The sequence below is a fragment of the Pseudomonas anuradhapurensis genome, from assembly GCF_014269225.2.
GTDB lineage: Bacteria > Pseudomonadota > Gammaproteobacteria > Pseudomonadales > Pseudomonadaceae > Aquipseudomonas > Aquipseudomonas anuradhapurensis.
Genome location: NZ_CP077097.1, coordinates 1281897 through 1308518 on the forward strand (window position 1 = coordinate 1281897; position 26622 = coordinate 1308518).

Annotated in this window: 21 protein-coding genes; 19 read left to right on the forward strand and 2 right to left on the reverse strand. The window is 63.4% G+C overall.

The genetic code is table 11. From position 1 onward, the window contains the following. Positions 1-16: 16 nt before the first annotated feature. Together HU763_RS05820 and map are read right to left on the reverse strand one after the other, a co-directional pair. On the reverse strand, positions 17-2719 hold the full coding sequence (locus HU763_RS05820) for a [protein-PII] uridylyltransferase (protein WP_170028644.1): 2703 nt from the start codon (positions 2717-2719) through the stop codon (positions 17-19). 43 nt (positions 2720-2762) lie between these two features. Then, complete coding sequence (gene map / locus HU763_RS05825; protein WP_170028645.1) at positions 2763-3545, reverse strand: type I methionyl aminopeptidase; 783 nt, start codon at positions 3543-3545, stop codon at positions 2763-2765. A gap of 415 nt (positions 3546-3960) precedes the next feature. On the opposite strand from map, the gene rpsB reads away from it, so the two are divergent. The 19 genes from rpsB (at position 3961) to HU763_RS05920 (ending at position 26621) form a co-directional block, all read left to right on the forward strand. Beyond that, a complete protein-coding gene (gene rpsB, locus HU763_RS05830; protein ID WP_046616139.1) occupies positions 3961-4698 on the forward strand; it encodes a 30S ribosomal protein S2 in 738 nt (245 codons plus the stop codon). A gap of 187 nt (positions 4699-4885) precedes the next feature. Beyond that, positions 4886-5749: a translation elongation factor Ts gene (gene tsf / locus HU763_RS05835; RefSeq protein ID WP_170028646.1), complete on the forward strand. Its 864-nt coding sequence runs from the start codon at positions 4886-4888 to the stop codon at positions 5747-5749. 181 nt (positions 5750-5930) lie between these two features. Then, positions 5931-6674 (forward strand): UMP kinase, encoded by a 744-nt coding sequence (pyrH, locus tag HU763_RS05840; RefSeq protein ID WP_003252294.1) that lies wholly within the window; start codon positions 5931-5933, stop codon positions 6672-6674. After that, positions 6671-7228, forward strand: coding sequence for a ribosome recycling factor (frr, locus tag HU763_RS05845; RefSeq protein WP_170028647.1), 558 nt, complete (start codon positions 6671-6673; stop codon positions 7226-7228). The genes pyrH and frr overlap by 4 nt, the downstream gene beginning before the upstream one ends. Positions 7229-7243: 15 nt before the next feature. Next, the gene (gene uppS / locus HU763_RS05850; RefSeq protein ID WP_170028648.1) at positions 7244-7999 is read left to right on the forward strand and encodes a polyprenyl diphosphate synthase; all 756 of its coding nucleotides are present in this window, start codon (positions 7244-7246) and stop codon (positions 7997-7999) included. After that, entirely contained in the window at positions 7999-8814 is an 816-nt protein-coding gene (locus HU763_RS05855) for a phosphatidate cytidylyltransferase (protein ID WP_170028649.1), read from the forward strand. Before uppS ends, HU763_RS05855 begins: the two co-directional genes overlap by 1 nt. Further along, on the forward strand, positions 8811-10001 hold the full coding sequence (ispC, locus tag HU763_RS05860; RefSeq protein WP_170028650.1) for a 1-deoxy-D-xylulose-5-phosphate reductoisomerase: 1191 nt from the start codon (positions 8811-8813) through the stop codon (positions 9999-10001). The genes HU763_RS05855 and ispC overlap by 4 nt, the downstream gene beginning before the upstream one ends. A gap of 71 nt (positions 10002-10072) precedes the next feature. Then, positions 10073-11425, forward strand: a complete 1353-nt coding sequence (rseP, locus tag HU763_RS05865) for an RIP metalloprotease RseP (RefSeq protein ID WP_186689832.1) — start codon at positions 10073-10075, stop codon at positions 11423-11425. Positions 11426-11498: 73 nt separating this feature from the next. Continuing rightward, positions 11499-13847: an outer membrane protein assembly factor BamA gene (bamA, locus tag HU763_RS05870; protein ID WP_186689831.1), complete on the forward strand. Its 2349-nt coding sequence runs from the start codon at positions 11499-11501 to the stop codon at positions 13845-13847. A 44-nt stretch (positions 13848-13891) separates the two neighbouring features. Then, positions 13892-14395: an OmpH/Skp family outer membrane protein gene (locus tag HU763_RS05875; RefSeq protein ID WP_015269197.1), complete on the forward strand. Its 504-nt coding sequence runs from the start codon at positions 13892-13894 to the stop codon at positions 14393-14395. 1 nt (position 14396) lies between these two features. Continuing rightward, entirely contained in the window at positions 14397-15452 is a 1056-nt protein-coding gene (gene lpxD / locus HU763_RS05880) for a UDP-3-O-(3-hydroxymyristoyl)glucosamine N-acyltransferase (RefSeq protein WP_186689830.1), read from the forward strand. Between the two features lie 114 nt (positions 15453-15566). After that, positions 15567-16007 carry a 3-hydroxyacyl-ACP dehydratase FabZ gene (gene fabZ, locus HU763_RS05885; protein ID WP_028634990.1) on the forward strand — a complete coding sequence of 147 codons (441 nt, stop codon included), beginning with the start codon at positions 15567-15569 and terminating at the stop codon, positions 16005-16007. Continuing rightward, positions 16004-16780, forward strand: a complete 777-nt coding sequence (lpxA, locus tag HU763_RS05890; RefSeq protein ID WP_170028654.1) for an acyl-ACP--UDP-N-acetylglucosamine O-acyltransferase — start codon at positions 16004-16006, stop codon at positions 16778-16780. Before fabZ ends, lpxA begins: the two co-directional genes overlap by 4 nt. A 1-nt stretch (position 16781) precedes the next feature. Beyond that, complete coding sequence (gene lpxB / locus HU763_RS05895) at positions 16782-17909, forward strand: lipid-A-disaccharide synthase (RefSeq protein ID WP_186689829.1); 1128 nt, start codon at positions 16782-16784, stop codon at positions 17907-17909. A gap of 1 nt (position 17910) precedes the next feature. Beyond that, positions 17911-18534 (forward strand): ribonuclease HII, encoded by a 624-nt coding sequence (gene rnhB, locus HU763_RS05900; RefSeq protein WP_186689828.1) that lies wholly within the window; start codon positions 17911-17913, stop codon positions 18532-18534. A gap of 187 nt (positions 18535-18721) precedes the next feature. Next, positions 18722-22246 carry a DNA polymerase III subunit alpha gene (gene dnaE, locus HU763_RS05905; protein WP_186689827.1) on the forward strand — a complete coding sequence of 1175 codons (3525 nt, stop codon included), beginning with the start codon at positions 18722-18724 and terminating at the stop codon, positions 22244-22246. 106 nt (positions 22247-22352) lie between these two features. Next, a complete protein-coding gene (locus HU763_RS05910) occupies positions 22353-23300 on the forward strand; it encodes an acetyl-CoA carboxylase carboxyl transferase subunit alpha (RefSeq protein WP_170028658.1) in 948 nt (315 codons plus the stop codon). 139 nt (positions 23301-23439) lie between these two features. Further along, positions 23440-24723, forward strand: coding sequence for a tRNA lysidine(34) synthetase TilS (tilS, locus tag HU763_RS05915; RefSeq protein ID WP_186689825.1), 1284 nt, complete (start codon positions 23440-23442; stop codon positions 24721-24723). 269 nt (positions 24724-24992) lie between these two features. Beyond that, entirely contained in the window at positions 24993-26621 is a 1629-nt protein-coding gene (locus HU763_RS05920) for a CTP synthase (RefSeq protein WP_170028660.1), read from the forward strand. The last annotated feature ends 1 nt before the right edge of the window (position 26622 follow it).

Sequence of the window (26622 nt, forward strand, 5' to 3'; positions counted from 1 at the left end):
GTCAATCGTCTAGTCGTTAAAAAGTCACGCGGGTCGGGCTGGTATCGCTGGCCTGGCCGGCCTGCAGCTGCTGGACGATGGCCTCCTGCAGGCGGCTGCACAGCTGTGGGTCGGACAGCGGCTGGTTGTCGGCGTCGGTGATGAAGAACACGTCCTCCACCCGCTCGCCAAGGGTGGCGATCTTGGCATTCTGCAGCGACAGGTCGAATTCCAGGAAGATCCGCCCGAGCCGGGCCAGCAGGCCTGGGCGGTCGGGCGCGGTGATCTCGAGGATGGTCACTGGCCGCTGGGCATCGTTGAGGATGGTCACCTGCGGCGGGAAGTCGAAGTGCTTGAGCTGGCGTGGCACCCGGCGCTGGATGATGGTCGGGTAGTCCTCGGGGTTGCGCAGCGCTTCGGTCAGGCCGTCGCGAATCTGCTTGACCCGCTGCGGGTTGTCGCCGATCGAGCCGCCATCGTTGTCCAGCACGATGTAGGTGTCGAGGGTGAACTGGCTGCTCGAGGTGATGATCCGTGCGTCGTGGATGTTCAGGTTCAGCTGCGACATGGCGGCCACCGTCACGGCAAAGAAATCGTGCTGGTCGGGGGCGTAGATGAAGATCTGCGTGCCGCCTTCGAATTCGCGCTGGGTGGTTTCCTTGATCAGCACCAGTGGCCCGCCGTCGGCCGGCTGCTGCAGGATCGCGTCGCTGTGCCAGGCCACGTCGGCGGCGGTGTGCTTGAGGAAGTAGTCATCGCCCAGCTGTGCCCACAATTGCTCGACGTCGTCCGGGTCGGTGCCCTCGCGCACCAGAATGTCCAGCGCTGCGGACTGGGTCTGGCGGATCTGCTCCTCGCGGTCCAGCGGGTTTTCCAGGCCGCGGCGCAGCGCGCGCTTGGTCTCGGTGTACAGCTGGCGCAGCAGGCTGGCACGCCACGAGTTCCACAGGCTGGGGTTGGTGGCGTTGATGTCGGCCACGGTCAGCACATAGAGGTAGTCCAGGCGTGTTTCATCGCCCACGTGCAGGGCAAAGTCGTTGATCACCTGCGGGTCGGACAGGTCCTTGCGCTGGGCGGTGGTCGACATTACCAGGTGGTTCTGTACCAGCCAGACGATCAGGCGGCTGTCCCAGGCTGGCAACTGGTGACGTTCGCAGAACTTCTGCGCATCCACCGCGCCCAGCTCGGAATGGTCGCCCTGGCGGCCCTTGCCGATGTCGTGGTACAGGCCGGCCAGGTAGATCAGCTCGGGCTTGGGCAGGCGGCCCATGAGCTTGCTGGCCAGCGGGAATTTCTCGGACACCGGCGTGTACTGCAGCTTGCGCAGGTGCTTGATGAGGTTGAGGGTGTGCGCGTCGACCGTGTAGATGTGGAACAGGTCGTGTTGCATCTGCCCGACGATCAGGCCGAATTCCGGTAGGTAGCGGCCGAGGATGCCATAGCGGTTCATCCGCCGCAGGTTGCGGTGGATGCCGATTTCGCACTTGAACAGCTCGATGAACAGGCTGGTGTTGCGGATATCGGTGCGGAAGGTGTCGTCGATCAGGTGCCGGTGTTCGCGCAGCAGGCGCACGGTATCGGCGCGCACGCCCTTGATCTCGGGGTGCTGGGCCATCAGCACGAAGATTTCCAGCATGGCGAACGGGGTGCGCTTGAACACGTTCGGCCGGGTGGCTTCTATATAGCCATCATGCAGGCGGAAGCGTGCATTCAGCGGCTGGGTGGTGCCGCTGTCGTCATCGGCGAGGATCACTTCTTCAAAGTGCTGGATGATCAGGTCGCACAACTGGCTGATGCTCATCACCACCCGGTAGTACTGCTGCATGAACTGCTCGATCGCCCGCTTGGGGTTGTCGTCGCTGTAGCCCAGCAGTGCGGCGATGCTGCGCTGGTGGTCGAACAGCAGGCGGTCCTCGGCGCGCCCGGCCAGCATGTGCAAGGCGTAGCGCACCTTCCACAGGAAGTCCTGGGAAGAGGCCAGCAGCTCGTTCTCGCTTTCCAGCAAAAAGCCTTCGCCGGCCAGCGCATGCAGGTTGAGGGTGCCGTACTGGCGGCGGGCCACCCAGAGCACGGTCTGGATGTCGCGCAGGCCACCGGGCGAACCTTTCACGTTGGGTTCGAGGTTGTATTCGGTGTCGTTGTACTTGTGGTGGCGGGCCTTGAGCTCGGCGCGCTTGGCCAGGAAGAAGTCCTTGCTCGGCCACATGTGCGTGGTGTCGGTGACCTCCAGCATGCGCTGGCGCAGGGCCTCGGGGCCGGCGATGGTGCGGCTTTCCATCAGGTTGGTGATGACCGTCAGGTCGGCGCGGGCCTGCTCGGCACACTCGTCGACGGTGCGCACGCTCTGGCCCACTTCCAGGCCGATGTCCCACAGCAGGGTGAGAAAGCGTTCGATGGCGTCGCGGTATTGCTCGTGTTCGGCGGCGCCCAGCAGGATCAGCAGGTCGATGTCCGAATGCGGGTGCAGCTCGCCGCGCCCGTAGCCGCCGACCGCGACCAGGGCGATGCCGCTGTGGTCGCCCCAGTCGAACTGGTTCCATGCCTGTTGCAGGATATTGTCGACGAGCCAGGCGCGGGCCTCGATCAGCGGGCGGATTTCGCCGCCGCTGCGAAAACGCCTGTCGAGCACCTCGCCGGCCTGGCGGATGGCCTTCTTGAAGGCGGCGATGGGGCTCGCCTTGAGGGCCAGTTCCGCCTGGAACTGGCCGCGGTCGAACAGCTCGGGATCCACCTGGGGCATCGCGTCAGGTTCCTGTCGAGGGGTGGCCGTTGGCTGAGTACGCTCAGGCCGAGGTGCGCGGGATGGTGTCGTCCTTGCGCAGGGTGAAGATCTCGTAGCCGGTCGCGGTCACCAGCAGGGTATGTTCCCACTGGGCCGAGAGCTTGCGGTCCTTGGTGATGGCGGTCCAGCCGTCGCCCAGCACCTTGGTGTCGGCCTTGCCCTGGTTGATCATCGGCTCGATGGTGAAGGTCATGCCTTCCTTCAGCTCCATGCCGGTGCCGGCGCGGCCGTAGTGCAGGATCTGCGGCTCTTCGTGGAACACCTTGCCGATACCGTGCCCGCAGAACTCGCGTACCACCGAGAAACCGTTCTTTTCCGCGTGCTTCTGGATCACTTCACCGATGTCGCCCAGGCGGCAGCCCGGCTTGACCAGCTCGATGGCCTTGTACATGCACTCCTGGGTGACCTTGGACAGGCGCTCGGCCCATACCGGCACGGTGCCGACATGGAACATGCGGCTGGTGTCGCCGTGGTAGCCGTCCTTGATCACGGTGACGTCGATGTTCAGCGTGTCACCGTCCTTGAGCGGCTTGTCGTTGGGGATGCCGTGGCAGACCACATGGTTGATCGAGGTGCAGATCGACTTCGGGTAGCCCTTGTAGTTGAGCGGCGCCGGGATGGCCTGCTGGACGTTGACGATGTAGTCGTGGCACAGGCGGTCCAGCTCTTCGGTGGTGACACCGGGCTTGACGTGTTCTTCGATCATTTCCAGCACTTCGGCGGCCAGGCGGCCGGCGATGCGCATCTTCTCGATGTCTTCTGCGGTCTTGATGGTGACGGTCATTACAGGCTCTCTACAGCGCCGCATGCGGCGCGAACAAACGGGAAAGGCCGGATTCTAGCAGAGCAGGGCGCCGATCGGTCGGGATAACATCGGAGAATTGGGCTTCCGTGCAGCCCATCGCCGGCAACCCAGCGCCCAGAGGAACTGCGTTACCCTGGTGGACGCTGCCATCTCTCCATGGGGCCATTCTGGCCTGTTTGGCGGGGGGCTGCAAAAGCCGCTGACGGACGCAACAGTATCCGGGTTCCGTTCGGCCGCTGTCTGTGGTATAAAATGCGCCGCTTTCGGGGACGACCCCGTCAGTACTTAACCCACACACGTGTCGACACGATGACCTGGGTGCCCCGAGTTGCAGAATTCGCGGGTTGGTCATTGGGATACGTGGAGGCCCAACCCGACTTATCAAGGAACTATCATGTCCCAAGTCAACATGCGCGATATGCTGAAGGCCGGTGTGCACTTCGGCCACCAGACCCGTTACTGGAACCCGAAAATGGGCAAGTACATTTTCGGCGCGCGCAACAAGATCCACATCGTCAACCTGGAAAAAACCCTGCCGATGTTCAACGACGCCCTGGCGTTCGTAGAGCGCCTGGCCCAGGGCAAGAACAAGATCCTGTTCGTCGGCACCAAGCGTTCCGCTGGCAAGATCGTCGCCGAGCAAGCTGCTCGTTGCGGTTCGCCATACGTTGACCACCGTTGGTTGGGCGGCATGCTGACCAACTACAAGACCATCCGCGCTTCGATCAAGCGTCTGCGCGACCTGGAAACCCAGGCCGAAGACGGCACTTTCGCCAAGCTGACCAAGAAAGAAGCCCTGATGCGCTCCCGCGACCTGGAAAAACTGGATCGCAGTCTGGGCGGTATCAAGGACATGGGCGGTCTGCCTGACGCTCTGTTCGTTATCGACGTTGATCACGAGCGCATCGCGATCACCGAAGCCAACAAACTGGGCATCCCGGTTATCGGCGTTGTCGATACCAACAGCAGCCCGGAAGGTGTTGACTACATCATCCCAGGTAACGATGACGCCATCCGCGCTATCGAGCTGTACATGACTTCGATGGCTGACGCAGTCATCCGTGGCCGCAACAACGTTGCCGGCGGCACCGAAGTTTACGCTGAAGAAGCGGCTGCACCTGCTGCTGAGTAATTAGACGCTAGCGTCGACTTGGCACGCAAAAAGGGGGCTCTGCCCCCTTTTTGCCACCTTGAAATCCTGCTGTCAGCATCGGCCCCGCATCATGGGCCCTGCTGAGATAGACACAGTGGATTTGCAGAATTGAACGCCCGTGAGCAACGGGTGGAATGGTTGAAAAACTTTCCAAGAGGATTTTGAAATGGCAGCAATTACTGCAGCGCTGGTCAAAGAACTGCGCGAGCGTACCGGCGAAGGCATGATGGATTGCAAGAAGGCCCTGGAAAAGGCCGGCGGCGACATCGAGAAAGCCATTGACGACATGCGTGCCTCGGGCGCCATCAAGGCCGCCAAGAAGGCTGGCAACGTCGCTGCTGAAGGCGCTATCGCCGTCAAGACCGACGGTAAATCCGCCGTCCTGCTGGAAGTGAACTCGCAGACCGACTTCCTGGCCCTGCAAGACGACTTCAAGGCTTTCGTAGCCGACAGCCTCGAAGAAGCCTTCGCCCAGAAGCTGACCGACGCCGCTCCGCTGATCGCTTCGCGTGAAGCTGCGCGTGAAGCGCTGGTCGCCAAGTGCGGCGAAAACGTCAACATCCGTCGCCTGGTGCGCGTTGAAGGTGACGTGGTCGGTGCCTACCTGCACGGCAACAAGATCGGCGCTGCCGTTGTCCTGAAAGGCGGCGACGTCGAGCTGGCCAAGAACATCGCCATGCACGTTGCCGCTTCGAACCCTGAGTTCCTGCTGCCGTCGGAAGTTTCGGCCGAAGCCATCGAGCGCGAGAAGGGCGTATTCCTGCAGCTGAACGCTGACAAGATCGCCGGCAAGCCGGAAAACATCGTCGAGAACATGATCAAAGGTCGTATCTCGAAGTTCCTGGCCGAAGCCTCGCTGGTCGAGCAGGCCTTCGTCATGAACCCGGAAGTCAAGGTTGGCGATCTGGCCAAGAAAGCCGGTGCTGAAATCGTTTCCTTCACCTACTTCAAGGTCGGCGAAGGCATCGAGAAGCCAGTCGACAACTTCGCTGAAGAAGTTGCCGCTCAGGTTGCTGCTGCCAAGCAGTAAGACAGCCCCGTCTGTCGCCCCAAAGAGGCTGCCCGCTCACGCGCGCAGCCTCTTTGTCAAAACGGAGAGGGGTTTATCCGACTCCCTCTTCGCTGGCACCGAAGCGGTGCCACGCTACAGTTAGCAGGCTGAAAACAGCCCGCACGAATTTTCTAAAAGTACGCCGCAGGAGAGACTCGCAATGGCTCAGCAGGTGAGTGGTCGCCAACCTCGCTATAAACGCATTTTGCTCAAACTTAGCGGCGAGGCCCTGATGGGCTCGGAAGACTTCGGGATCGACCCGAAGGTGCTGGATCGCATGGCCCTCGAAGTTGGCCAGCTGGTAGGCATCGGTGTCCAGGTCGGCCTGGTGATCGGCGGTGGCAACCTGTTCCGCGGTGCCGCGCTCAGCGCAGCCGGCATGGACCGTGTCACCGGTGACCACATGGGCATGCTGGCCACCGTGATGAACGGCCTGGCCATGCGCGACGCGCTGGAGCGCTCGAACATCCCGGCCCTGGTCATGTCGGCCATTTCCATGGTCGGTGTCACCGATCATTACGATCGTCGCAAAGCTATTCGCCACCTCAACTCCGGGGATGTGGTAATTTTCTCCGCCGGTACCGGCAACCCGTTCTTCACCACCGACTCCGCGGCCTGCCTGCGCGCCATCGAAATCGATGCCGACGTGGTGCTGAAGGCGACCAAGGTCGATGGTGTGTACACTGCCGATCCATTCAAGGACCCGCACGCCGAGAAATTCGATCACCTGACCTACGACGAGGTGCTGGATCGCAAGCTGGGTGTAATGGACCTGACCGCAATCTGCCTGTGCCGTGACCACAAGATGCCATTGCGGGTATTCAACATGAACAAGCCTGGCGCCCTGCTGAACATCGTGGTGGGTGGCGCTGAAGGTACTCTGATCGAGGAAGGCCAAGCATGATCAACGACATCAAGAAAGACGCGCAGGAGCGCATGACCAAGTCCCTCGAGGCCCTGGGTCGCAACCTGGCGGCAATCCGCACCGGTCGCGCTCACCCAAGCATCCTGGATAGCGTCAAGGTCCCGGCCTGGGGCAGCGAGATGCCGCTGAACCAGGTGGCCGCGATCACCGTCGAAGATGCCCGCACCCTGAAGATCGTCGCCCACGACAAGAACCTCAGCGCTGCCATCGAGAAGGCCATCCTCACCTCCGACCTGGGCCTGAACCCGTCCAGCGCCGGTACCACCATTCGTGTGCCGATGCCGGCCCTGACCGAGGAAACCCGCAAGGGCTACACCAAGCAGGCCAGCGGCGTTGCCGAGGATGCCAAGGTCGCTGTGCGCAACGTGCGCCGCGATGCCCTGGCCGACCTGAAAAAGCTGACCAAGGACAAGGAAATCAGCGAAGACGAAGAGCGTCGCGCCGCTGACGAGATCCAGAAGCTGACCGACAAGTTCGTTGCCGAAGTCGATGCTGCCTTCAAAGCCAAGGAAAAGGACCTGATGGCCGTCTAAGGCCGGGGTTTTTTAATGGAAAAGACCAAGCCAGCGGTGCCGTCCACGGTGCCGCGTCATGTCGCGATCATCATGGATGGCAACAACCGCTGGGCGAAAAAACGCCTGCTGCCCGGCGTTGCCGGGCACAAGGCGGGTGTCGACGCCGTTCGCGCGGTCATCGAAGTGTGTGCCGAATCCGGGGTCGAGGTGCTGACCCTGTTCGCGTTCTCCAGCGAGAATTGGCAGCGCCCCGCCGAAGAGGTCGGTGCGCTGATGGAGCTGTTCTTCTCGGCCCTGCGTCGCGAGGCCAGGCGGTTGAACGAGAACAACATCAGCCTGCGTATCATCGGTGACCGTTCGCGTTTCCACCCGGAGCTGCAGGCTGCCATGCGCGAGGCCGAGGCACTGACCGCCGGCAACAACCGTTTCATCCTGCAGATCGCGGCCAATTATGGTGGCCAGTGGGACATCGCCCAGGCCGCCCAGCGGCTGGCGCGGGAAGTGCAAGCCGGGCACCTGCGCCCGGAGGACATCACCCCGGGCCTGCTGCAGGCGTGCCTGGCAACCGGCGAGCTGCCGCTGCCGGACCTGTGCATCCGCACTGGTGGTGAGCACCGCATCAGCAACTTCCTGCTGTGGCAGCTGGCCTACGCCGAGTTGTATTTCTCCGACCTGTACTGGCCGGACTTCAAACACGAGGCCATGCGCAACGCCCTGGCCGATTTCGCTTCGCGCCAGCGCCGCTTCGGTAAGACCAGCGAGCAGGTCGAGGCTGGAGCTCGTGCTTAATGCTTAAACAACGCATCATTACCGCGCTGATCCTGCTGCCGATCGCGCTGGGTGGCTTCTTCCTGCTCAATGGCGGGGATTTCGCCCTGTTCATCGGCTTTGTGGTAACCCTCGGCGCCTGGGAGTGGGCACGCCTGGCCGGGCTGATGGCCCAGCCGCTGCGCATCGCCTATGCCGTGGTGGTCGCCGGGGCGCTGATGCTGCTGTATATCCTCCCCGAGCTGGCGCCCTGGGTGCTCGGCGCTGCGGTGATCTGGTGGGGGCTGGCCACCTGGCTGGTGCTGACCTACCCGCGCAGCAGCGAGCTGTGGGCCAGTGCCGCCTGCCGGCTGCTGATCGGCCTGCTGGTGCTGCTGCCGGCCTGGCAGGGCCTGGTGCTGCTCAAGCACTGGTCGCTGGGTAACTGGCTGATCCTGTCGGTCATGGTGCTGGTATGGGCCGCCGATATTGGTGCGTATTTCTCCGGTCGTGCCTTTGGCAAGCGCAAGCTGGCCCCGCAGGTCAGCCCGGGCAAGAGCTGGGAAGGCGTGTATGGCGGCCTGGCGGTCAGTCTGGCGATCACGGCGGTGGTCGGCATCAGCCGCGACTGGAGCGTCGGGCAGATCCTGCTGGGCCTGCTGGGTGCCGCGCTGGTGGTCATGTCGTCGGTGGTCGGTGACCTGACCGAAAGCATGTTCAAGCGCCGTTCCGGCATCAAGGACAGCAGCAACCTGCTGCCCGGCCATGGCGGGGTGCTGGACCGCATCGACAGCCTGACGGCTGCCATCCCGATTTTCGCCGTGCTGTTGTGGGCTGCGGAATGGGGTGTGATGTGAGCCGTCCGCAGCGCATTACCGTGCTCGGCGCCACTGGCTCCATCGGCCTGAGCACGCTGGATGTCATCGCGCGCCATCCCGACCGCTATCAGGTGTTCGCCCTGAGCGGCTATTCGCGTATCGACGAGTTGCTGGCCTTGTGTTTGCGCCATCGCCCGGCGTTTGCCGTGGTGCCGGTGGCCGAGGCGGCCGTGCGTCTGCGCGAAGGCCTGGCTGCGGCGGGTTGCGCCACCGAGGTGCTGGAAGGCGAGGCCGGGCTGTGCCAGGTGGCTTGCGCGGCGGAAGTCGACGCCGTGATGGCGGCCATCGTCGGTGCTGCCGGCTTGCGTCCCACCCTGGCCGCGGTCGAGGCGGGCAAGAAGGTGCTGCTGGCCAACAAGGAGGCGCTGGTGATGTCCGGCGCGCTGTTCATGGACGCGGTGCGCCGCAGTGGCGCTGTGCTGCTGCCGATCGACAGCGAGCACAACGCGATCTTCCAGTGCATGCCGGGTGACTATGCGCGTGGCCTGAATGCCGTCGGCGTGCGCCGGATCCTGCTGACCGCCTCGGGTGGCCCGTTCCGCGAAACGCCCGTCGAGGCGCTGCTGGATGTCACCCCGGAGCAGGCCTGCGCGCACCCCAACTGGTCCATGGGGCGCAAGATTTCGGTGGATTCCGCCAGCATGATGAACAAGGGCCTGGAGCTGATCGAGGCCTGCTGGCTGTTCGATGCGGCGCCGGCCAAGGTCGAGGTGGTGGTGCATCCGCAAAGCGTGATCCACTCCCTGGTGGACTACGTGGACGGCTCGGTACTGGCGCAGCTGGGTAACCCGGACATGCGCACGCCGATTGCCAATGCCCTGGCCTGGCCCGAGCGGATCGACTCCGGGGTGGCCCCGCTGGACCTGTTCGCCATCGCCCGTCTGGATTTCCAGGCGCCCGACGAACAGCGCTTCCCTTGCCTGCGCCTGGCGCGGCAGGCTGCCGAGGCCGGCAACAGCGCGCCAGCCGTGCTCAATGCCGCCAACGAAGTCGCGGTCGAGGCATTTCTCCAACGGCGTATCCGCTTCCCGGAGATCGCGCGTATGATCGAACAGGTGCTCGATCAGGAGCCCGTCGTGCCGCTGCCGTCGCTGGACGCGGTGTTCGCCGCCGACCAGCGTGCCCGGGAGCTTTCCCGTGAATGGCTGAGGCGCCACGCTCGCTGATGCAGGCCCACCACGGTTCATGAGGGGGCCGGGCATGACGCCGGCCCGCTGAACATCATTCGGAGATGGATATGACAGCGCTCTACATGATTATCGGCACCCTCGTGGCCTTGGGGGTGCTGGTCACCTTCCATGAATTCGGCCACTTCTGGGTGGCACGTCGCTGCGGGGTCAAGGTGCTGCGCTTCTCGGTGGGCTTCGGCACGCCGTTGCTGCGCTGGCATGATCGCCATGGCACCGAGTTCGTGGTCGCAGCGATTCCGCTGGGTGGCTACGTCAAGATGCTCGACGAACGCGAGGGCGAGGTGCCGCCGGCGCTGCTCGACCAGGCGTTCAACCGCAAGTCCGTGCGCCAGCGCATCGCCATCGTCGCGGCCGGCCCGGTGGCCAACTTCCTGCTGGCCATCCTGTTCTTCTGGGTGCTGGCGATGCTGGGTACCCAGCAGGTCCGTCCGGTGATCGGCGCCGTCGAAGCGGGCAGCCTGGCAGCATCGGCAGGCCTGACCGCAGGTCAGGAAATCGTCTCCATCGATGGCAAGCCGACCAATGGCTGGTCGGCGGTCAACCTGCAGCTGGTCCGGCGCCTGGGCGAGAGCGGCACCCTGCAGGTGGGCGTACGCGACGAGGGCGCCACTGCCGAGCGCCAGCTGCAGGTGAAACTGGACAGCTGGCTCAAGGGGGCCGACGAACCGGACCCGATCCAGTCCCTCGGCCTGCAGCCCTGGCGCCCGGCGATCGTGCCGGTGCTGGCCGAAATCGATCCGAAGGGGCCGGCTGCTGCTGCCGGCCTGAAAACCGGTGACAAGCTGCTGGCCCTCGACGGTATTGCCGTGAACGAGTGGCAGCAGGTGGTCGATGCCGTGCGCGCCCGCCCGCAAGCCAAGGTCGTGGTGCGTGTCGAGCGTGACGGCGCTGCCCTGGAGCTGCCGGTGACCCTGGCGCGCAAGGGCGAGGGCAAGGCTGCTGGCGGCTATCTTGGTGCCGGGGTAAAAGCTGGCGAGTGGCCTGCCAGCATGCTCCGCGAAGTCAGCTACGGCCCGCTGGACGCGGTGGGTGAGGGCTTGTCGCGGACCTGGAACATGAGCGTCCTGACCCTTGAATCGCTGAAGAAAATGCTGTTCGGGGAGCTCTCGGTAAAAAACTTGAGTGGACCGATAACCATTGCTAAAGTGGCGGGCGCTTCAGCCCAGTCCGGCGTGGGGGATTTCCTGAATTTCCTGGCCTACCTGAGCATAAGCCTGGGGGTTCTTAACCTGCTGCCCATCCCGGTTCTGGATGGGGGGCATTTGCTGTTTTACCTGGTCGAGTGGGCGCGCGGTCGTCCGCTGTCGGATCGGGTGCAAGGTTGGGGGGTCCAGATCGGTATCAGTTTGGTCATAGGGGTGATGTTGCTCGCCCTGATCAACGATCTGGGTCGACTATAAAGCTTCGCTCAATTGCGAACCCGCCGTTTTGTCGCGGCGGGTTGTTTATTGCCAGTTGGAATAAAAGGACTTCATGAAACGTCTGCTGCTAACTGCGGTCATGTCCGCACTGATGATCGCTGAAGTTCACGCCGAGTCCTTCACCATCTCCGATATCCGCGTCAACGGCCTGCAGCGGGTTTCCGCCGGCAGTGTGTTCGGTGCGCTGCCGCTGAACGTCGGTGACCAGGCCGATGACCGCCGCCTGGTGGAATCGACCCGTTCGCTGTTCAAGACCGGCTTCTTCCAGGACATCCAGCTGAACCGCGATGGCAATGTCCTGATCATCAACGTGGTTGAGCGCCCATCGGTATCGAGCATCGAGATCGAAGGCAACAAGGCGATCAGCACCGAAGACCTGATGAAGGGCCTGAAGCAATCCGGCCTGGCCGAAGGCGAGATCTTCCAGCGCGCCACCCTCGAAGGCGTGCGTAACGAACTGCAGCGTCAGTATGTGGCCCAGGGCCGCTACTCGGCCGAAGTCGACGCCGAGGTGGTGCCGCAGCCGCGCAACCGTGTGGCGCTGAAGATCAAGATCAACGAAGGCACCGTCGCCGCCATCCAGCACATCAACATCGTTGGCAACAACGTGTTCGACGACGAGACCCTGGCGCAGCTGTTCGAGCTGAAGACCACCAACTGGCTGTCGTTCTTCAAGAACGACGACAAGTATGCCCGCGAAAAACTCTCCGGTGACCTGGAACGCCTGCGTTCCTACTACCTGGACCGTGGCTACATCAACATGGACATCGCCTCCACCCAGGTGTCCATCACGCCGGACAAGAAGCACGTCTACATCACCGTCAACATCAACGAGGGCGAGAAGTACACCGTCCGCGACGTGAAGCTGTCGGGTGACCTGAAGGTGCCGGAAGACCAGGTCAAGTCGCTGCTGCTGGTGCAGCCAGGCCAGGTATTCTCGCGCAAGGTGATGACCACCACTTCCGACCTGATTACCCGTCGTCTGGGTAACGAGGGCTATACCTTCGCCAACGTCAACGGCGTGCCGAAGCCGAACGATGAAGACCACACCGTCGACATCATGTTCGTGGTCGACCCGGGCAAGCGTGCCTACGTCAACCGCATCAACTATCGCGGCAACACCAAGACCGAAGACGAAGTGCTGCGCCGCGAAATGCGCCAGATGGAAGGTGGCTGGGCCTCGACCTACCTGATCGACCAGTCCAAGACCCGCCTGGAGCGCCTGGGCTTCTTCAAGGAAGTCAACGTCGAGACGCCGCCGGTGCCGGGCACCGATGACCAGGTCGATGTCAACTACAGCGTGGAAGAGCAGGCTTCCGGCTCGATCACCGCCAGCGTCGGTTTCGCCCAGAGCGCCGGCCTGATCCTCGGTGGTTCGATCAGCCAGAGCAACTTCCTCGGTACCGGTAACAAGGTGTCGATCGGCCTGACCCGTTCGGAATACCAGACCCGCTACAACTTCGGCTTCGTCGACCCCTACTTCACTGCCGATGGCGTGAGCCTGGGCTACAACGCCTTCTACCGCAGCACCGACTACGATGACCTCGACGTCGACGTGGCCAGCTATGCGGTGGACAGCTACGGTGCCGGCGTCAGCCTGGGCTACCCGATCAGCGAAACCTCGCGCCTGACCTATGGCCTGAGCGTGCAGCAGGACAAGATCAAGACCGGCAAGTACACCGTCGACGAGATCTTCGACTTCCTCGAACAGGAAGGCGACAGCTTCCTCAACTTCAAGGCCTCGATCGGCTGGTCGGAATCGACCCTGAACAAAGGCGTGCTGGCGACCCGTGGTCACTCGCAAAGCCTGACCCTTGAGTCCACCGTGCCGGGCAGCGACCTGTCGTTCTTCAAGCTCGACTACCGTGGCCAGCTGTTCAAGCCGATCACCAACGACTACACCCTGCGCCTGCACACCGAGCTGGGCTACGGTGACGGTTATGGCAGCACCTCGGGCCTGCCGTTCTACGAGAACTACTTCGCCGGTGGCTTCAACTCCGTGCGTGGCTTCAAGGACAGCAGCCTGGGCCCGCGCAGTACACCGAGCGACGGTACGCGGCCTGGCACCATCAAGGACCCGGACCAGGATCCGTTGCCGTTCGGTGGTAACGTGCTGGTGCAAGGCGGTGTCGAGCTGCTGTTCCCGCTGCCGTTCGTCAAGGACCAGCGCTCGCTGCGCACCTCCGTGTTCTGGGACGTGGGTAACGTGTTCGACACCAATTGCGGCAACCAGCCTGATTGCGAGAAGGTCGGGTTCTCGGGCATGGCCAGTTCGGTCGGCCTGGGCGTGACCTGGATTACTGCACTGGGCCCGTTGAGCTTCAGCCTGGCGATGCCGGTCAAGAAGCCGGACGATGCCGACACGCAGGTGTTCCAATTCTCTCTGGGCCAGACCTTCTGAGGTCGGCCCTCGCTTAATGACAACGGTTTATCCAGGAGTGCATCGTGCGTAAGTTGACTCAACTGGCCGTAGTGGCCGCGGCGCTGGTCGCCACCCCGGCTTTCGCCGAAATGAAGGTTGCCGTCCTGAACTATCAGATGGCCCTGCTGGAATCGGACGCCGCCAAGAAATACGCGGTGGATGCCGAGAAGAAGTTCGGCCCGCAACTGACCAAGCTGAAAAGCCTGGAAAGCAGCGCCAAGGGCATCCAGGACCGCCTGATCAAAGGTGGCGACAAGATGCAGCAGCAGGAGCGTGAGCGCCTGGAGCTCGAATTCAAGCAGAAGGCCCGGGACTTCCAGTTCCAGTCCAAGGAACTGAACGAAGCCAAGGCCGTTGCCGACCGCGACATGCTCAAGCAGCTGAAGCCGAAGCTGGATGGCGCTGTCGAGGAAGTGATCAAGAAAGGTGGTTACGACCTGGTCCTCGAGCGTGGTGCGGTCATCGATGTCAAACCTCAGTACGACATCACCCGCCAGGTCATCGAGCGCATGAACCAAGCCCGTTGATATGACCGTGACCATGACGCTAGGCCAGCTGGCCGAGGCCCTCGGCGCTACCCTCAAGGGGCCCGAGGCGCTGCAGATTACCGGGCTGGCCACCTTGCAGGAGGCTGGCCCCGGTCAGTTGAGCTTCCTCGCCAACCCGCAGTACCGCAAATACCTGGACATCAGCCAGGCGGCCGCGGTGCTGCTCAAGGCGGCGGATGCCGAAGGCTTTGCCGGCAATGCCCTGATCGTCGCCGATCCGTACCTCGCCTACGCGCGCATTTCCCACCTGTTCGACCCCAAACCCAAGGCTGTGGCGGGTATTCATCCCAGCGCCGTGGTAGCTGAGGACGCGCAGGTGGATGCCAGCGCCAGCATCGGGCCGTTCGCGGTCATCGAGAGCGGCGCGCGCATCGGCGCCAATGTCAGCGTGGGTGCACACTGCGTGGTCGGTGCCCGTTGCGTGATCGGCGAAGGTGGATGGCTGGCGCCACGGGTGACCTTGTACCATGACGTGACCATCGGCAAGCGCGTGGTCATCCAGTCGGGTGCGGTGATCGGCGGCGAAGGCTTCGGCTTCGCCAACGAGAAGGGCGTGTGGCGCAAGATCGCCCAGATTGGCGGCGTGACCATCGGTGACGACGTGGAAATCGGCGTCAACACTGCGGTCGACCGTGGTGCGTTGTCGGACACGCGCATCGCTGACGGGGTCAAGCTCGACAACCAGATCCAGATCGCCCACAACGTGCAGATCGGTGAGCATACGGCCATGGCCGCCTGCGTCGGCATTTCCGGCAGTACCCGCATCGGCAAGCATTGCACCATTGCCGGCGGTGTCGGCATGGTGGGGCATATCGATGTCTGTGATAACGTTTTCGTGTCTGGAATGACCATGGTGACCCGTTCAATCACCGAACCGGGTGCCTATTCTTCCGGCACTGCCATGCAGCCATTGGCTGAATGGCGCAAGAGCGCCGCGCGTATCCGCCACCTGGACGACATGGCCAAGCGTCTCCAGCAGCTGGAAAAACGCGTCGATACCGTGACCTCAGGTGGCCAGCCGACATCAGAAGGCTGATACCATTCCCTGAGCAAGAGTGAACAGTCGCTAGCTGGCTCCTCTTTGGATTGCAAAAGGAGCGTGTGGTCAGCACCTGCGCTCCCTATTCTTATTACAGGCTTCCCCCCCGAAATGATGGACATCAACGAGATTCGCGAATACCTGCCTCACCGTTACCCGTTCCTGCTGGTGGACCGCGTGACGGATCTGGACTACGAGGCCCAGAGCATTCGTGCCTACAAGAATGTCAGCATCAACGAGCCGTTCTTCAATGGCCATTTCCCGGCGCACCCGATCATGCCGGGCGTCCTGATCATCGAAGCCATGGCCCAGGCGGCCGGCATCCTCGGCTTCAAGATGCTGGATGCCAAGCCTGCCGACGGTACCCTGTACTACTTCGTCGGTTCCGACAAACTGCGTTTCCGTCAACCGGTACTGCCGGGTGACCAGCTTGTGCTGGAGGCGAAGTTCCTCAGCCGCAAGAGCATGATCTGGAAGTTCGAGTGCCGTGCGCTGGTCGACGGCAAGCCGGTTTGCTCGGCCGAGATCACCTGCGCGGAACGCTCCCTATGAATTCGATTGATCCTCGGGCCATTATCGATCCCTCGGCCAAGCTGGCCGATGGCGTCGAGGTCGGCCCCTGGTCGATCGTTGGCCCCGATGTGGAAATCGGGGAGGGCACCGTTATCGGCCCGCATGTTGTGCTCAAAGGGCCGACCCGCATCGGCAAGCACAACCGTATCTTTCAGTTTTCCTCGATCGGCGAAGACACACCCGACCTCAAGTACAAGGGTGAGCCGACGCGCCTGGTGATTGGTGACCACAACGTCATCCGCGAAGGGGTGACCATCCACCGCGGCACCATCCAGGACCGCGCGGAAACCACCGTGGGTGACCACAACCTGATCATGGCCTATGCCCACATCGGCCACGACAGCGTCATCGGCAACCATTGCATCCTGGTCAACAACACGGCGCTGGCCGGCCATGTGCACGTGGGCGACTGGGCGATTCTGTCCGGCTACACCCTGGTGCACCAGTACTGCCATATCGGTGCCCACGCGTTTTCGGGCATGGGCACGGCGATCGGCAAGGATGTACCGGCCTTCGTCACCGTGTTCGGCAGCCCGGCGGAAGCGCGCAGCATGAACTTCGAAGGCATGCGCCGGCGCGGTTTCAGCGACGAGGTGATCCATGTGCTGCGCCGTTGCTACAAGATCGTCTATCGCCAGGGCCTGACCGTCGAAGACGCGCTCAAGGAACTGCACGAACTGGCAGCCCAGCACCCTGAGGTCGAGCTGTTCCGTCAGTCGATCGTGACCTCTGCCCGCGGCATCACCCGCTGACATGGCCCAGCTTTGCGTAGCCTTGGTCGCAGGTGAGGCCAGCGGCGACATCCTTGGTTCAGGCTTGATGCGTGCCCTCAAGGCACGCCACCCTGACGTGCGGTTCATCGGCGTTGGCGGCCCGCTGATGGAAGCCGAAGGGCTGCAATCCTATTTTCCCATGGAGCGCCTGGCGGTCATGGGCCTGGTCGAAGTGCTGGGGCGCCTGCGTGAGCTGCTCAAGCGCCGCAAGCTGCTGATCGAGACCCTGATTGGCGAAAGACCCGATGTGTTCATCGGCATCGATGCCCCCGACTTCACCCTCAACATCGAGTTGAAACTGCGCCAGGCCGGTATCAAGACCGTGCATTACGTCAGCCCTTCGGTGTGGGCCTGGCGGCAGAAGCGTGTGCTGAAGATTCGCCAAGGCTGCGACCTGATGCTCACGCTGTTGCCGTTCGAGGCGCGCTTCTATGAGGAAAAGGGTGTGCCGGTGCGCTTCGTTGGCCACCCCTTGGCCGACACCATCCCGCTTGAGGCCGACCGCCCGGCGGCGCGCGCCAAGCTGGGCGTGGGCGAGGGGCCGCTGGTGGCACTGATGCCCGGCAGCCGCGGCGGCGAAGTCGCGCGCCTGGGGGCATTGTTCCTCGATGCGGCCGAACGGCTGCGCCAGCAGGTTCCGGGCGTGCATTTCGTGTTGCCCTGTGCCAATGCCGCACGACGCGCCCAGATCGAGCAGATGCTTGAGGGGCGCCAGCTACCGTTGACCCTGCTCGATGGCCAGTCGCACCAGGCCCTGGCCGCCTGCGACGCGGTGCTGATCGCTTCGGGTACCGCTACACTCGAAGCGTTGTTGTACAAGCGCCCGATGGTGGTGGCCTACCGCCTGGCGCCGTTGACCTACTGGATTCTCAAGCGGCTGGTAAAAAGCCCTTATGTGTCGCTGCCAAACCTGCTCGCCCAGCGTGCGCTGGTGCCCGAGCTGTTGCAGGACGACGCCACCAGCGAAGCGCTGGCCAATACCCTGGCGCCACTGGTAGCCGATGGCAGCCAGCAGACCGAGCGCTTCGACGAAATTCACCGCACCTTGCGCCGCGACGCCTCCAACCAGGCGGCCGAGGCGGTACTGGCCCTGCTCAAGGACCGTTGACATGCAGATTGGACTGGACTTCAACCTGGTCGAAGACCTTGTCGCCGGCGTCGACGAGGTGGGCCGTGGCCCGCTGTGCGGCGCGGTGGTGACGGCGGCGGTGATCCTCGACCCGGCGCGCCCGATCCTCGGCCTGAACGATTCGAAGAAACTCACCGAAGCCAGGCGCGAGGCGCTGTTCGATGAGATCTGCGAAAAGGCCCTGAGCTTCTGCATCGCCCGCGCCGAGGTCGAGGAAATCGACCGGCTGAACATCCTCCACGCCACCATGCTGGCCATGCAGCGCGCGGTCGAAGGGTTGCACGTGACGCCGAAACTGGCCCTTATCGATGGCAATCGCTGCCCGAAACTGGCGGTGCCTTCGGCGCCGGTCGTACAGGGTGATGCCAAGGTCCCTGCCATCGCTGCAGCCTCGATCCTGGCCAAGGTCACCCGCGATCGGGAAATGAGCGCATTCGAGCTGATCTATCCGGGTTACGGCATTGGCGGGCACAAGGGCTACCCGACCCCGGTGCACCTCGAGGCGCTGGCACGATTGGGGCCTACGCCCATTCATCGGCGTTCCTTTGCCCCGGTGCGGGCTGCGTGGGACGCGCGTGAAGGCGTCACCAACGCCCTGATCTGACCTCTGGGGCCGCCTTGCGGCCCTTCGTGGGCGCGCCCGCTCCCACAGGTATAGCGCCGTTCCCGAGGGCGATGATATTCCTGTGGGAGCAGGCGTGTCCGCGAAGGGCTGCGAAGCAGCCCCAAAAAACATCCCCATTTACGCTACAATCCCGCCCTTGTCGTTCAGCACTGCTACAGGATCTTCCATGTCGGTTCCCTTCGTTCACCTGCGCGTCCACTCCGAATTCTCGCTGGTCGACGGCCTGGTGCGGATCAAGCCGCTGGCCAAGGCACTGGCCGGGATGAACATGCCGGCGGTGGCAATCACCGACCAGAGCAACATGTGCTCGCTGGTGAAGTTCTACAAGACCGCCATGGGCGCCGGCATCAAGCCGATCTGCGGCGCCGACCTGTGGCTGGCCGGCGACGACCCGGAAGCACCGCTGTCGCGTATCTGCTTCCTGGCCATGAACCCCAAGGGCTATCGCAACCTCACCGAACTCATTTCGCGCGGCTGGACCGACGGCCAGCGCAATGGCCTGGTAGTCCTCCAGCGTGACTGGATCGCCCCGGCCAGCGAGGGCCTGATCGCCCTGTCCGCAGGCAAGGAAGGTGACATCGGCATGGCCCTGCTGGCGGGCAGGGACGAAGAAGCCGAGGCCCTGCTGCAGGGCTGGATGGGCATGTTCCCCGAGCGCTTCTACGTTGAAGTGCAGCGCACCAACCGCGCCCGCGACGAAGAGTACGTGCATGCCGCCGTGGCCCTGGCCGACAAGTTCGGGGCCCCGCTGGTGGCGACCAACGACGTGCGCTTCATCAAGCAGTCGGACTTCGATGCCCATGAAACGCGGGTGTGCATTGGCGAGGGCTGGACCCTCGACGACCCACGCCGCCCAAGGATGTACAGCGACCAGCAGTACCTGAAATCGGCCGAGGAAATGGCCGAGCTGTTCAGCGACCTGCCCGACGCCATCGCCAACACCGTCGAGATCGCCAAGCGCTGCAATATCCAGGTACAGCTGGGCAAGTACTTCCTGCCCGACTTCCCCACGCCCAATGGCATGGGTATCGACGACTACCTGCGTCACGTCTCCCACGAAGGCCTGGAAGAGCGCCTGGCGGTACTGTGGCCGAAAGAAACCACGCCCAACTACGAAGAAAAGCGCCAGGTCTATCTGGACCGCCTGAAGTTCGAGCTGGACATCATCATCCAGATGGGTTTCCCCGGTTACTTCCTGATCGTGATGGACTTCATCAAGTGGGCCAAGAACAACGGCGTGCCGGTCGGCCCGGGCCGCGGCTCGGGTGCCGGCTCGCTGGTGGCCTACGTGCTGAAGATCACCGACCTCGACCCGCTGGCCTACGACCTGCTGTTCGAGCGTTTCCTCAACCCTGAACGTATTTCCATGCCCGACTTCGACGTCGACTTCTGCATGGATGGCCGCGACCGGGTGATCGACTACGTGGCCGAAACCTATGGCCGCAACGCGGTCAGCCAGATCATCACCTTCGGCACCATGGCCGCCAAGGCGGTGGTGCGCGACGTGGCGCGGGTGCAAGGCAAGTCGTACGGGCTGGCCGACCGGCTGTCGAAGATGATCCCGTTCGAAGTCGGCATGACCCTGGAAAAGGCCTACGAGCAGGAAGAAATCCTGCGCGACTTCCTCAAGGGCGACGAAGACGCCCGCGAGATCTGGGACATGGCCCTGAAACTCGAGGGTGTGACGCGGGGCACCGGCAAGCACGCCGGTGGCGTGGTGATCGCCCCGACCAAGCTCACCGACTTCTCGCCGATCGCCTGTGACGAAGAGGGCGGCGGCCTGGTAACCCAGTTCGACAAGGACGACGTCGAGGCCGCGGGCCTGGTGAAGTTCGACTTCCTCGGCCTGCGTACCTTGACCATCATCAAGTGGGCCATGGAGATCATCAACCGCGAGCAGGCCAAGAAGAACCTGCCCGAGGTCAACATCGACTTCATCCCGCTGGACGACCGCAAGACCTACGAGCTGTTGCAGAAGGCCGAAACCACGGCGGTGTTCCAGCTTGAATCGCGTGGCATGAAGGAGCTGATCAAGAAGCTCAAGCCCGACTGCCTGGAAGACCTCATCGCACTGGTGGCACTGTTCCGCCCCGGCCCGCTGCAGTCGGGCATGGTGGACGACTTCATCAACCGCAAGCACGGCCGCGCCGAGCTGGCCTATCCGCACCCGGACTACCAGTACGAAGGCCTGCAGCCGGTACTGGCGCCAACCTACGGCATCATCCTGTACCAGGAACAGGTGATGCAGATCGCCCAGGTAATGGCCGGCTACACCCTTGGCGGCGCCGACATGCTGCGCCGGGCCATGGGTAAGAAAAAGCCCGAGGAAATGGCCAAGCAGCGCGGCGGCTTCATCGAAGGTTGTGCCAACAACAATATCGATGCGGACCTTGCCGGTAACATCTTCGACCTGGTAGAGAAATTTGCCGGTTACGGCTTCAACAAATCCCACTCCGCCGCCTATGGCCTGGTGTCCTACCAGACCGCCTGGCTGAAGACCCACTACCCGGCGCCGTTCATGGCGGCGGTGCTGTCGGCGGATATGCACAACACCGACAAGGTGGTGGTGCTGGTAGAAGAAGTGCGCAGCATGAAGCTGCGCCTCGACGCCCCGGACGTGAACTTCTCCGACTTCAAGTTCACCGTCAACGATGACGGGCGCATCGTCTATGGCCTGGGTGCCATCAAGGGCGTGGGCGAGGGCCCGGTGGAGGCGATCGTCGAGGCGCGTGCGCAGGGCGGCCCGTTCAAGGACCTGTTCGATTTCTGCCAGCGTATCGACCTCAAGCGGGTCAACAAGCGCACCCTCGATGCGCTGATCCGCAGTGGCGCGCTGGACCGCCTCGGGCCGCACTTCCATGACGAGATCAAGGCCTACCACGCCCACATCGACATCAACCGTGCCACCTTGCTCGCGGCGCTGGGCGAGGCCATCAAGGCCGCCGAACAGGCTGCCCATACCGCGGACAGTGGCCACGTCGACCTGTTCGGCGGCATGTTCGACGCCGCTGACGCCGACGTCTACGCCAACCACCGCAAGGTGCGCGAGCTGACCCTCAAGGAACGCCTGAAAGGCGAGAAGGACACCCTTGGCCTGTACCTCACCGGCCACCCGATCGACGAGTACGAGGCCGAGATCCGCCGCTTCGCCCGCCAGCGCATCATCGACCTCAAGCCGTCGCGCGACACCCAGACCATCGCCGGCATGATCATCGCCCTGCGGGTGATGAAGAACAAGAAAGGCGACAAGATGGGCTTCGTCACCCTGGATGACCGCTCCGGCCGCATCGAGGCATCGCTGTTCGCCGATGCCTTCATGGCGGCACAGTCCTTGCTGCAGACCGACGCCATGGTGGTGGTCGAAGGCGAGGTCAGCAACGACGACTTTTCCGGTGGCCTGCGCCTGCGGGTGAAGCAGGTGATGACCATGGAGGATGCGCGCACCAAGCTGGCCGAGAGCCTGCGCCTGAAGGTGGCGCACGAAGCGCTCAAGGGCGACCGGCTGAAATGGCTGGGCGAGCTGATTACCCGTCATCGGGGCGCGTGCCCGATCACCCTGGAATACACCGGCAGCGACGCCAAGGCCATGCTGCAGTTCGGCGAGCAGTGGGCGATCGACCCGGCCGATGGGCTGATTCAGGCGCTGCGTGACCAGTTCGGACGTGAGAACGTCTTCCTGCAATATCGTTGAACCGACAAAAATTTAATCTCGACCTGAATGCGCCTGATCCCTTAAGGTAGGGCGCCAAACGGATCAACCGGCCGGCCGCCTGGCCGTAGACCCAAGACGGATGACTATGAACCCGAATTTTCTCGATTTCGAACAGCCGATTGCCGACCTGCAAGCCAAGATCGAAGGCCTGCGCCTGGTAGGCAACGACAACTCGCTGAACATCAGCGATGAAATTGCCCGTCTGCAAGACAAGAGCAACACCCTGACCGAAAGCATCTTCGGCAACCTGACCAGCTGGCAGATCGCCCGCCTGGCCCGTCATCCACGTCGTCCTTACACCCTGGACTACCTGGAGCACATCTTCACCGAGTTCGAAGAGCTGCACGGCGACCGCCACTTCTCCGACGACGCCGCCATCGTCGGTGGCACCGCCCGCCTGGACGGCAAGCCGGTCATGGTCATCGGCCACCAGAAGGGCCGTGAAGTACGCGAGAAGGTGCGCCGCAACTTCGGCATGCCGCGCCCTGAAGGCTACCGCAAGGCTTGCCGCCTGATGGAAATGGCCGAGCGTTTCAAGATGCCGATCCTGACCTTCATCGACACCCCGGGCGCCTACCCGGGCATCGATGCCGAGGAGCGCAACCAGAGCGAGGCCATCGCCTGGAACCTGCGCGTGATGGCACGCCTGAAAACGCCAATCATCGCCACCGTGATCGGTGAGGGTGGGTCCGGCGGTGCGCTGGCCATCGGCGTGTGCGACCAGTTGAACATGTTGCAGTACTCCACCTACTCGGTGATTTCGCCGGAAGGCTGTGCCTCGATCCTGTGGAAGACCGCCGACAAGGCTGCTGACGCGGCCGAGGCCATGGGCATCACGGCCGAGCGCCTGAAGAGCCTGAACATCGTCGACAAGGTCATCCAGGAGCCGCTGGGCGGCGCCCACCGTGACCCGGCCAAGATGTCGGAAAGCATCCGTGCCGACCTGGTGCAGCAGCTGGACATGCTCGGCAAGCTCGACCACGACGCGCTGCTGGCCCGCCGTTACGAGCGCCTGATGAGCTACGGCGTCTGACATGGCCGGGGGCCGCTTTGCGGCCCTTTCGCGACACAAGGCCGTTCCTCCAGGCGATCACATGACCCTGTAGGAGCGGCCTTGTGTCGCGAAAGGGGTGCAAAGCACCCCCGACAATCTCCAGCCATGTGAGGCGCCAATGATCAACCTCACCCCCTGGCTCAACGCCCCAGCCTGGTACATTGCCTTCTCCGGCGGCCTCGACTCCACCGTCCTCCTGCACCTGCTGGCCGATTACGCCCGCAATCACGCATCGCCTCCACTGCGCGCCATCCACGTCCACCACGGCCTGCAACCCGCCGCCGGCGCCTGGCCTGCCCACTGCCAGGCCACCTGCGACAATCTTGGCATCGAACTCCAGGTCATCCACGTCCAGGTCACCTCCGGCCCCAGCCTCGAACAGGCCGCCCGCGACGCCCGCTATGCCGCTTTCAAACAAGCCCTCGGTCCAGGCGACCTCCTGTTCACTGGCCAGCACCGTGACGACCAGGCCGAAACCCTGTTGTTCCGCCTGCTGCGCGGCGCCGGCTTGCGTGGCCTGGCAGCAATGCCAAGGCAGCGGGCGCTAGGGCAGGGCAGCCTGGTCAGGCCATTGCTGGGCTGCTCCCGCCAGCAACTGCAGGACTACGCTCTGGCTAATGGGTTGGCCTGGATCGAAGATCCGTCAAACGCTGACACACAGTTTGCTCGCAACTACCTGCGCGGCGAAGTGTTTCCGCTTCTTCAGCAGCGTTGGCCACAGGCCAGCCAGAACCTCGCCCGCGCCGCCGAGCACCTGGGCGAAGCGCTGGGCCTGCTGGACGAGCTGGCTCAGGGCGACCTGGCGCTTGCGCAGGAGGGCGCACCGCTGGCCTGGCCCGGGCTCGACTCCCTCGACCTGGCCGCCCTGGTTGCGCTGTCGCCAGCCCGCCAACGCAATGCCTTGCAGTACTGGCTGAGCCGGCGTACCCGTTTGCCCGACAGCCGACACTGGGCCGGTTGGGCCGACCTGCGCGATGCCGCCGCCGATGCCCAGCCGGTGTGGCGGCTGGCCGATGGACAACTGCTGCGCAGCCATGGGCGCATCTGGTGGTTGAGCGGCGACTGGCTGCGACTGCCTGGCGCAGGGGCGGCGTGGCCCGACCCCAGCGAGCCCCTGCGGCTACCCGGTAACGGCAGTGTGCGGCTGCTTGGCGCAGCACCCGCGACGGGCTTGCGCATTGCCTATCGCCAGGGCGGTGAAGTGCTGGATATCCCCGGCCGCGGCCGACGCGAGCTCAAGCGCCTGCTCAACGAACTGCAGGTACCGCACTTCCTGCGCCCGCGCCTGCCATTGCTGTACCACGGCGAGCGGCTGTTGGCGGTGGCCAACCTGCCCGGGCTGGTACAGGCGGATTGCCAGCTGCATTGGCAGTTGCCGACGAACGCGCAAGGTTTGAGCTGAAGGGTACATTCGGGTAGACTACCCTCCCTTCTTGATACAGCTTCTGTGGGTTCCGCGAAAACACAGGAGTTGCCGATTACCAAGCAGTTTTTTGCTGGGCTGATTCTGAAAATGACGAGCGAGCTCCATGCCGGGGATACCCCTGGTCTGTACAGACGCGGCAGTTTTTCGAGATGCACTGTGATTGACGCAGGTGATCGGGGGCTTCGGCCTTCCTTCGCTTTCTCCGGCGGCGCTGGCCGCCTTAACGCAGACTTCTAGGGTTTTTCATGACGCGCTACATATTCGTCACGGGCGGTGTTGTTTCTTCATTGGGGAAAGGCATTGCCTCGGCTTCCCTGGCGGCCATCCTGGAAGCGCGGGGCCTGAAGGTCACCATGCTCAAGCTGGATCCGTACATCAACGTCGATCCGGGCACCATGAGCCCGTTCCAGCATGGTGAAGTGTTCGTCACCCACGATGGCGCCGAAACCGACCTCGACCTGGGCCACTACGAGCGGTTCATCCGCACCACCATGACCCAGAACAACAACTTCACCACCGGCCGCATCTACGAGCACGTGCTGCGCAAGGAACGTCGTGGTGACTACCTGGGCGCGACCATCCAGGTCATCCCGCACATCACCGACGAAATCAAGCGTCGCATCATCAAGGGCGCCGGCGATGCCGACGTGGCCCTGGTGGAGATCGGCGGTACCGTGGGCGACATCGAGTCGCAACCGTTCCTCGAGGCCATCCGCCAGCTGCGCGTCGAAGTGGGCTCCAAGCGCGCCATGCTGATGCACCTGACCCTGGTCCCGTACATCGCCACCGCTGGCGAGACCAAGACCAAGCCGACCCAGCACTCGGTCAAGGAGCTGCGCTCCATCGGCCTGCAGCCTGACGTGCTGATCTGCCGTTCCGACCACCCGGTCGATGCCTCGTCGCGTCGCAAGATCGCGCTGTTCACCAACGTTGAAGAGCGTGCGGTGATTTCGCTGGAAGACGTCGACACCATCTACAAGATCCCGGGCGTACTGCATGCACAGGGCCTGGACGACTTCGTCGTCGAGCGCTTCGGCCTGCAGTGCAACGGCGCCGACCTGTCCGAATGGGACAAGGTGGTCGATGCCAAGCTCAACCCCGAGCACGAAGTGACCATCGCCATGGTCGGCAAGTACATGGAGCTGCTGGATGCCTACAAGTCGCTGATCGAAGCGATGAGCCACGCCGGCATCACCAACCGCACCAAGGTCAACCTGCGCTACATCGACTCGGAAGACATCGAGAACCAGGGCACCAGCCTGCTCGAAGGTGCCGATGCCATCCTGGTGCCGGGCGGTTTCGGCCTGCGCGGCGTGGAAGGCAAGATCACCGCAGTGCAGTACGCCCGTGAGAACAAGGTGCCGTACCTGGGTATCTGCCTGGGCATGCAGGTGGCGGTGATCGAATTCGCCCGTAACGTGATGGGCTGGAAAGACGCCAACTCCACCGAGTTCGACCGCAACAGCGGCCACCCGGTGGTCGGCCTGATCACCGAGTGGGCCGATGCCACCGGTGCCGTCGAGACCCGCAGCGAAGCCTCCGACCTGGGCGGCACCATGCGCCTGGGCGCCCAGGACTGCCAGCTGGTCGCCGGTTCCAAGGTGCACGACTGCTACGGCAAGGACGTGATCACCGAGCGTCACCGTCACCGCTACGAAGTGAACAACAACCTGCTGCCGCAACTGGTCGACGCCGGCCTGGTGGTGTCCGGCCGTTCCGAAGACGGTGCGCTGGTGGAAGTGGTCGAGTCCAAGGATCACCCATGGTTCGTCGCCTGCCAGTTCCACCCGGAATTCACCTCGACCCCGCGTGACGGCCACCCGCTGTTCAGCGGCTTCGTCAAGGCAGCCCTGGCTCAGAAGAACAAGGCCTGAT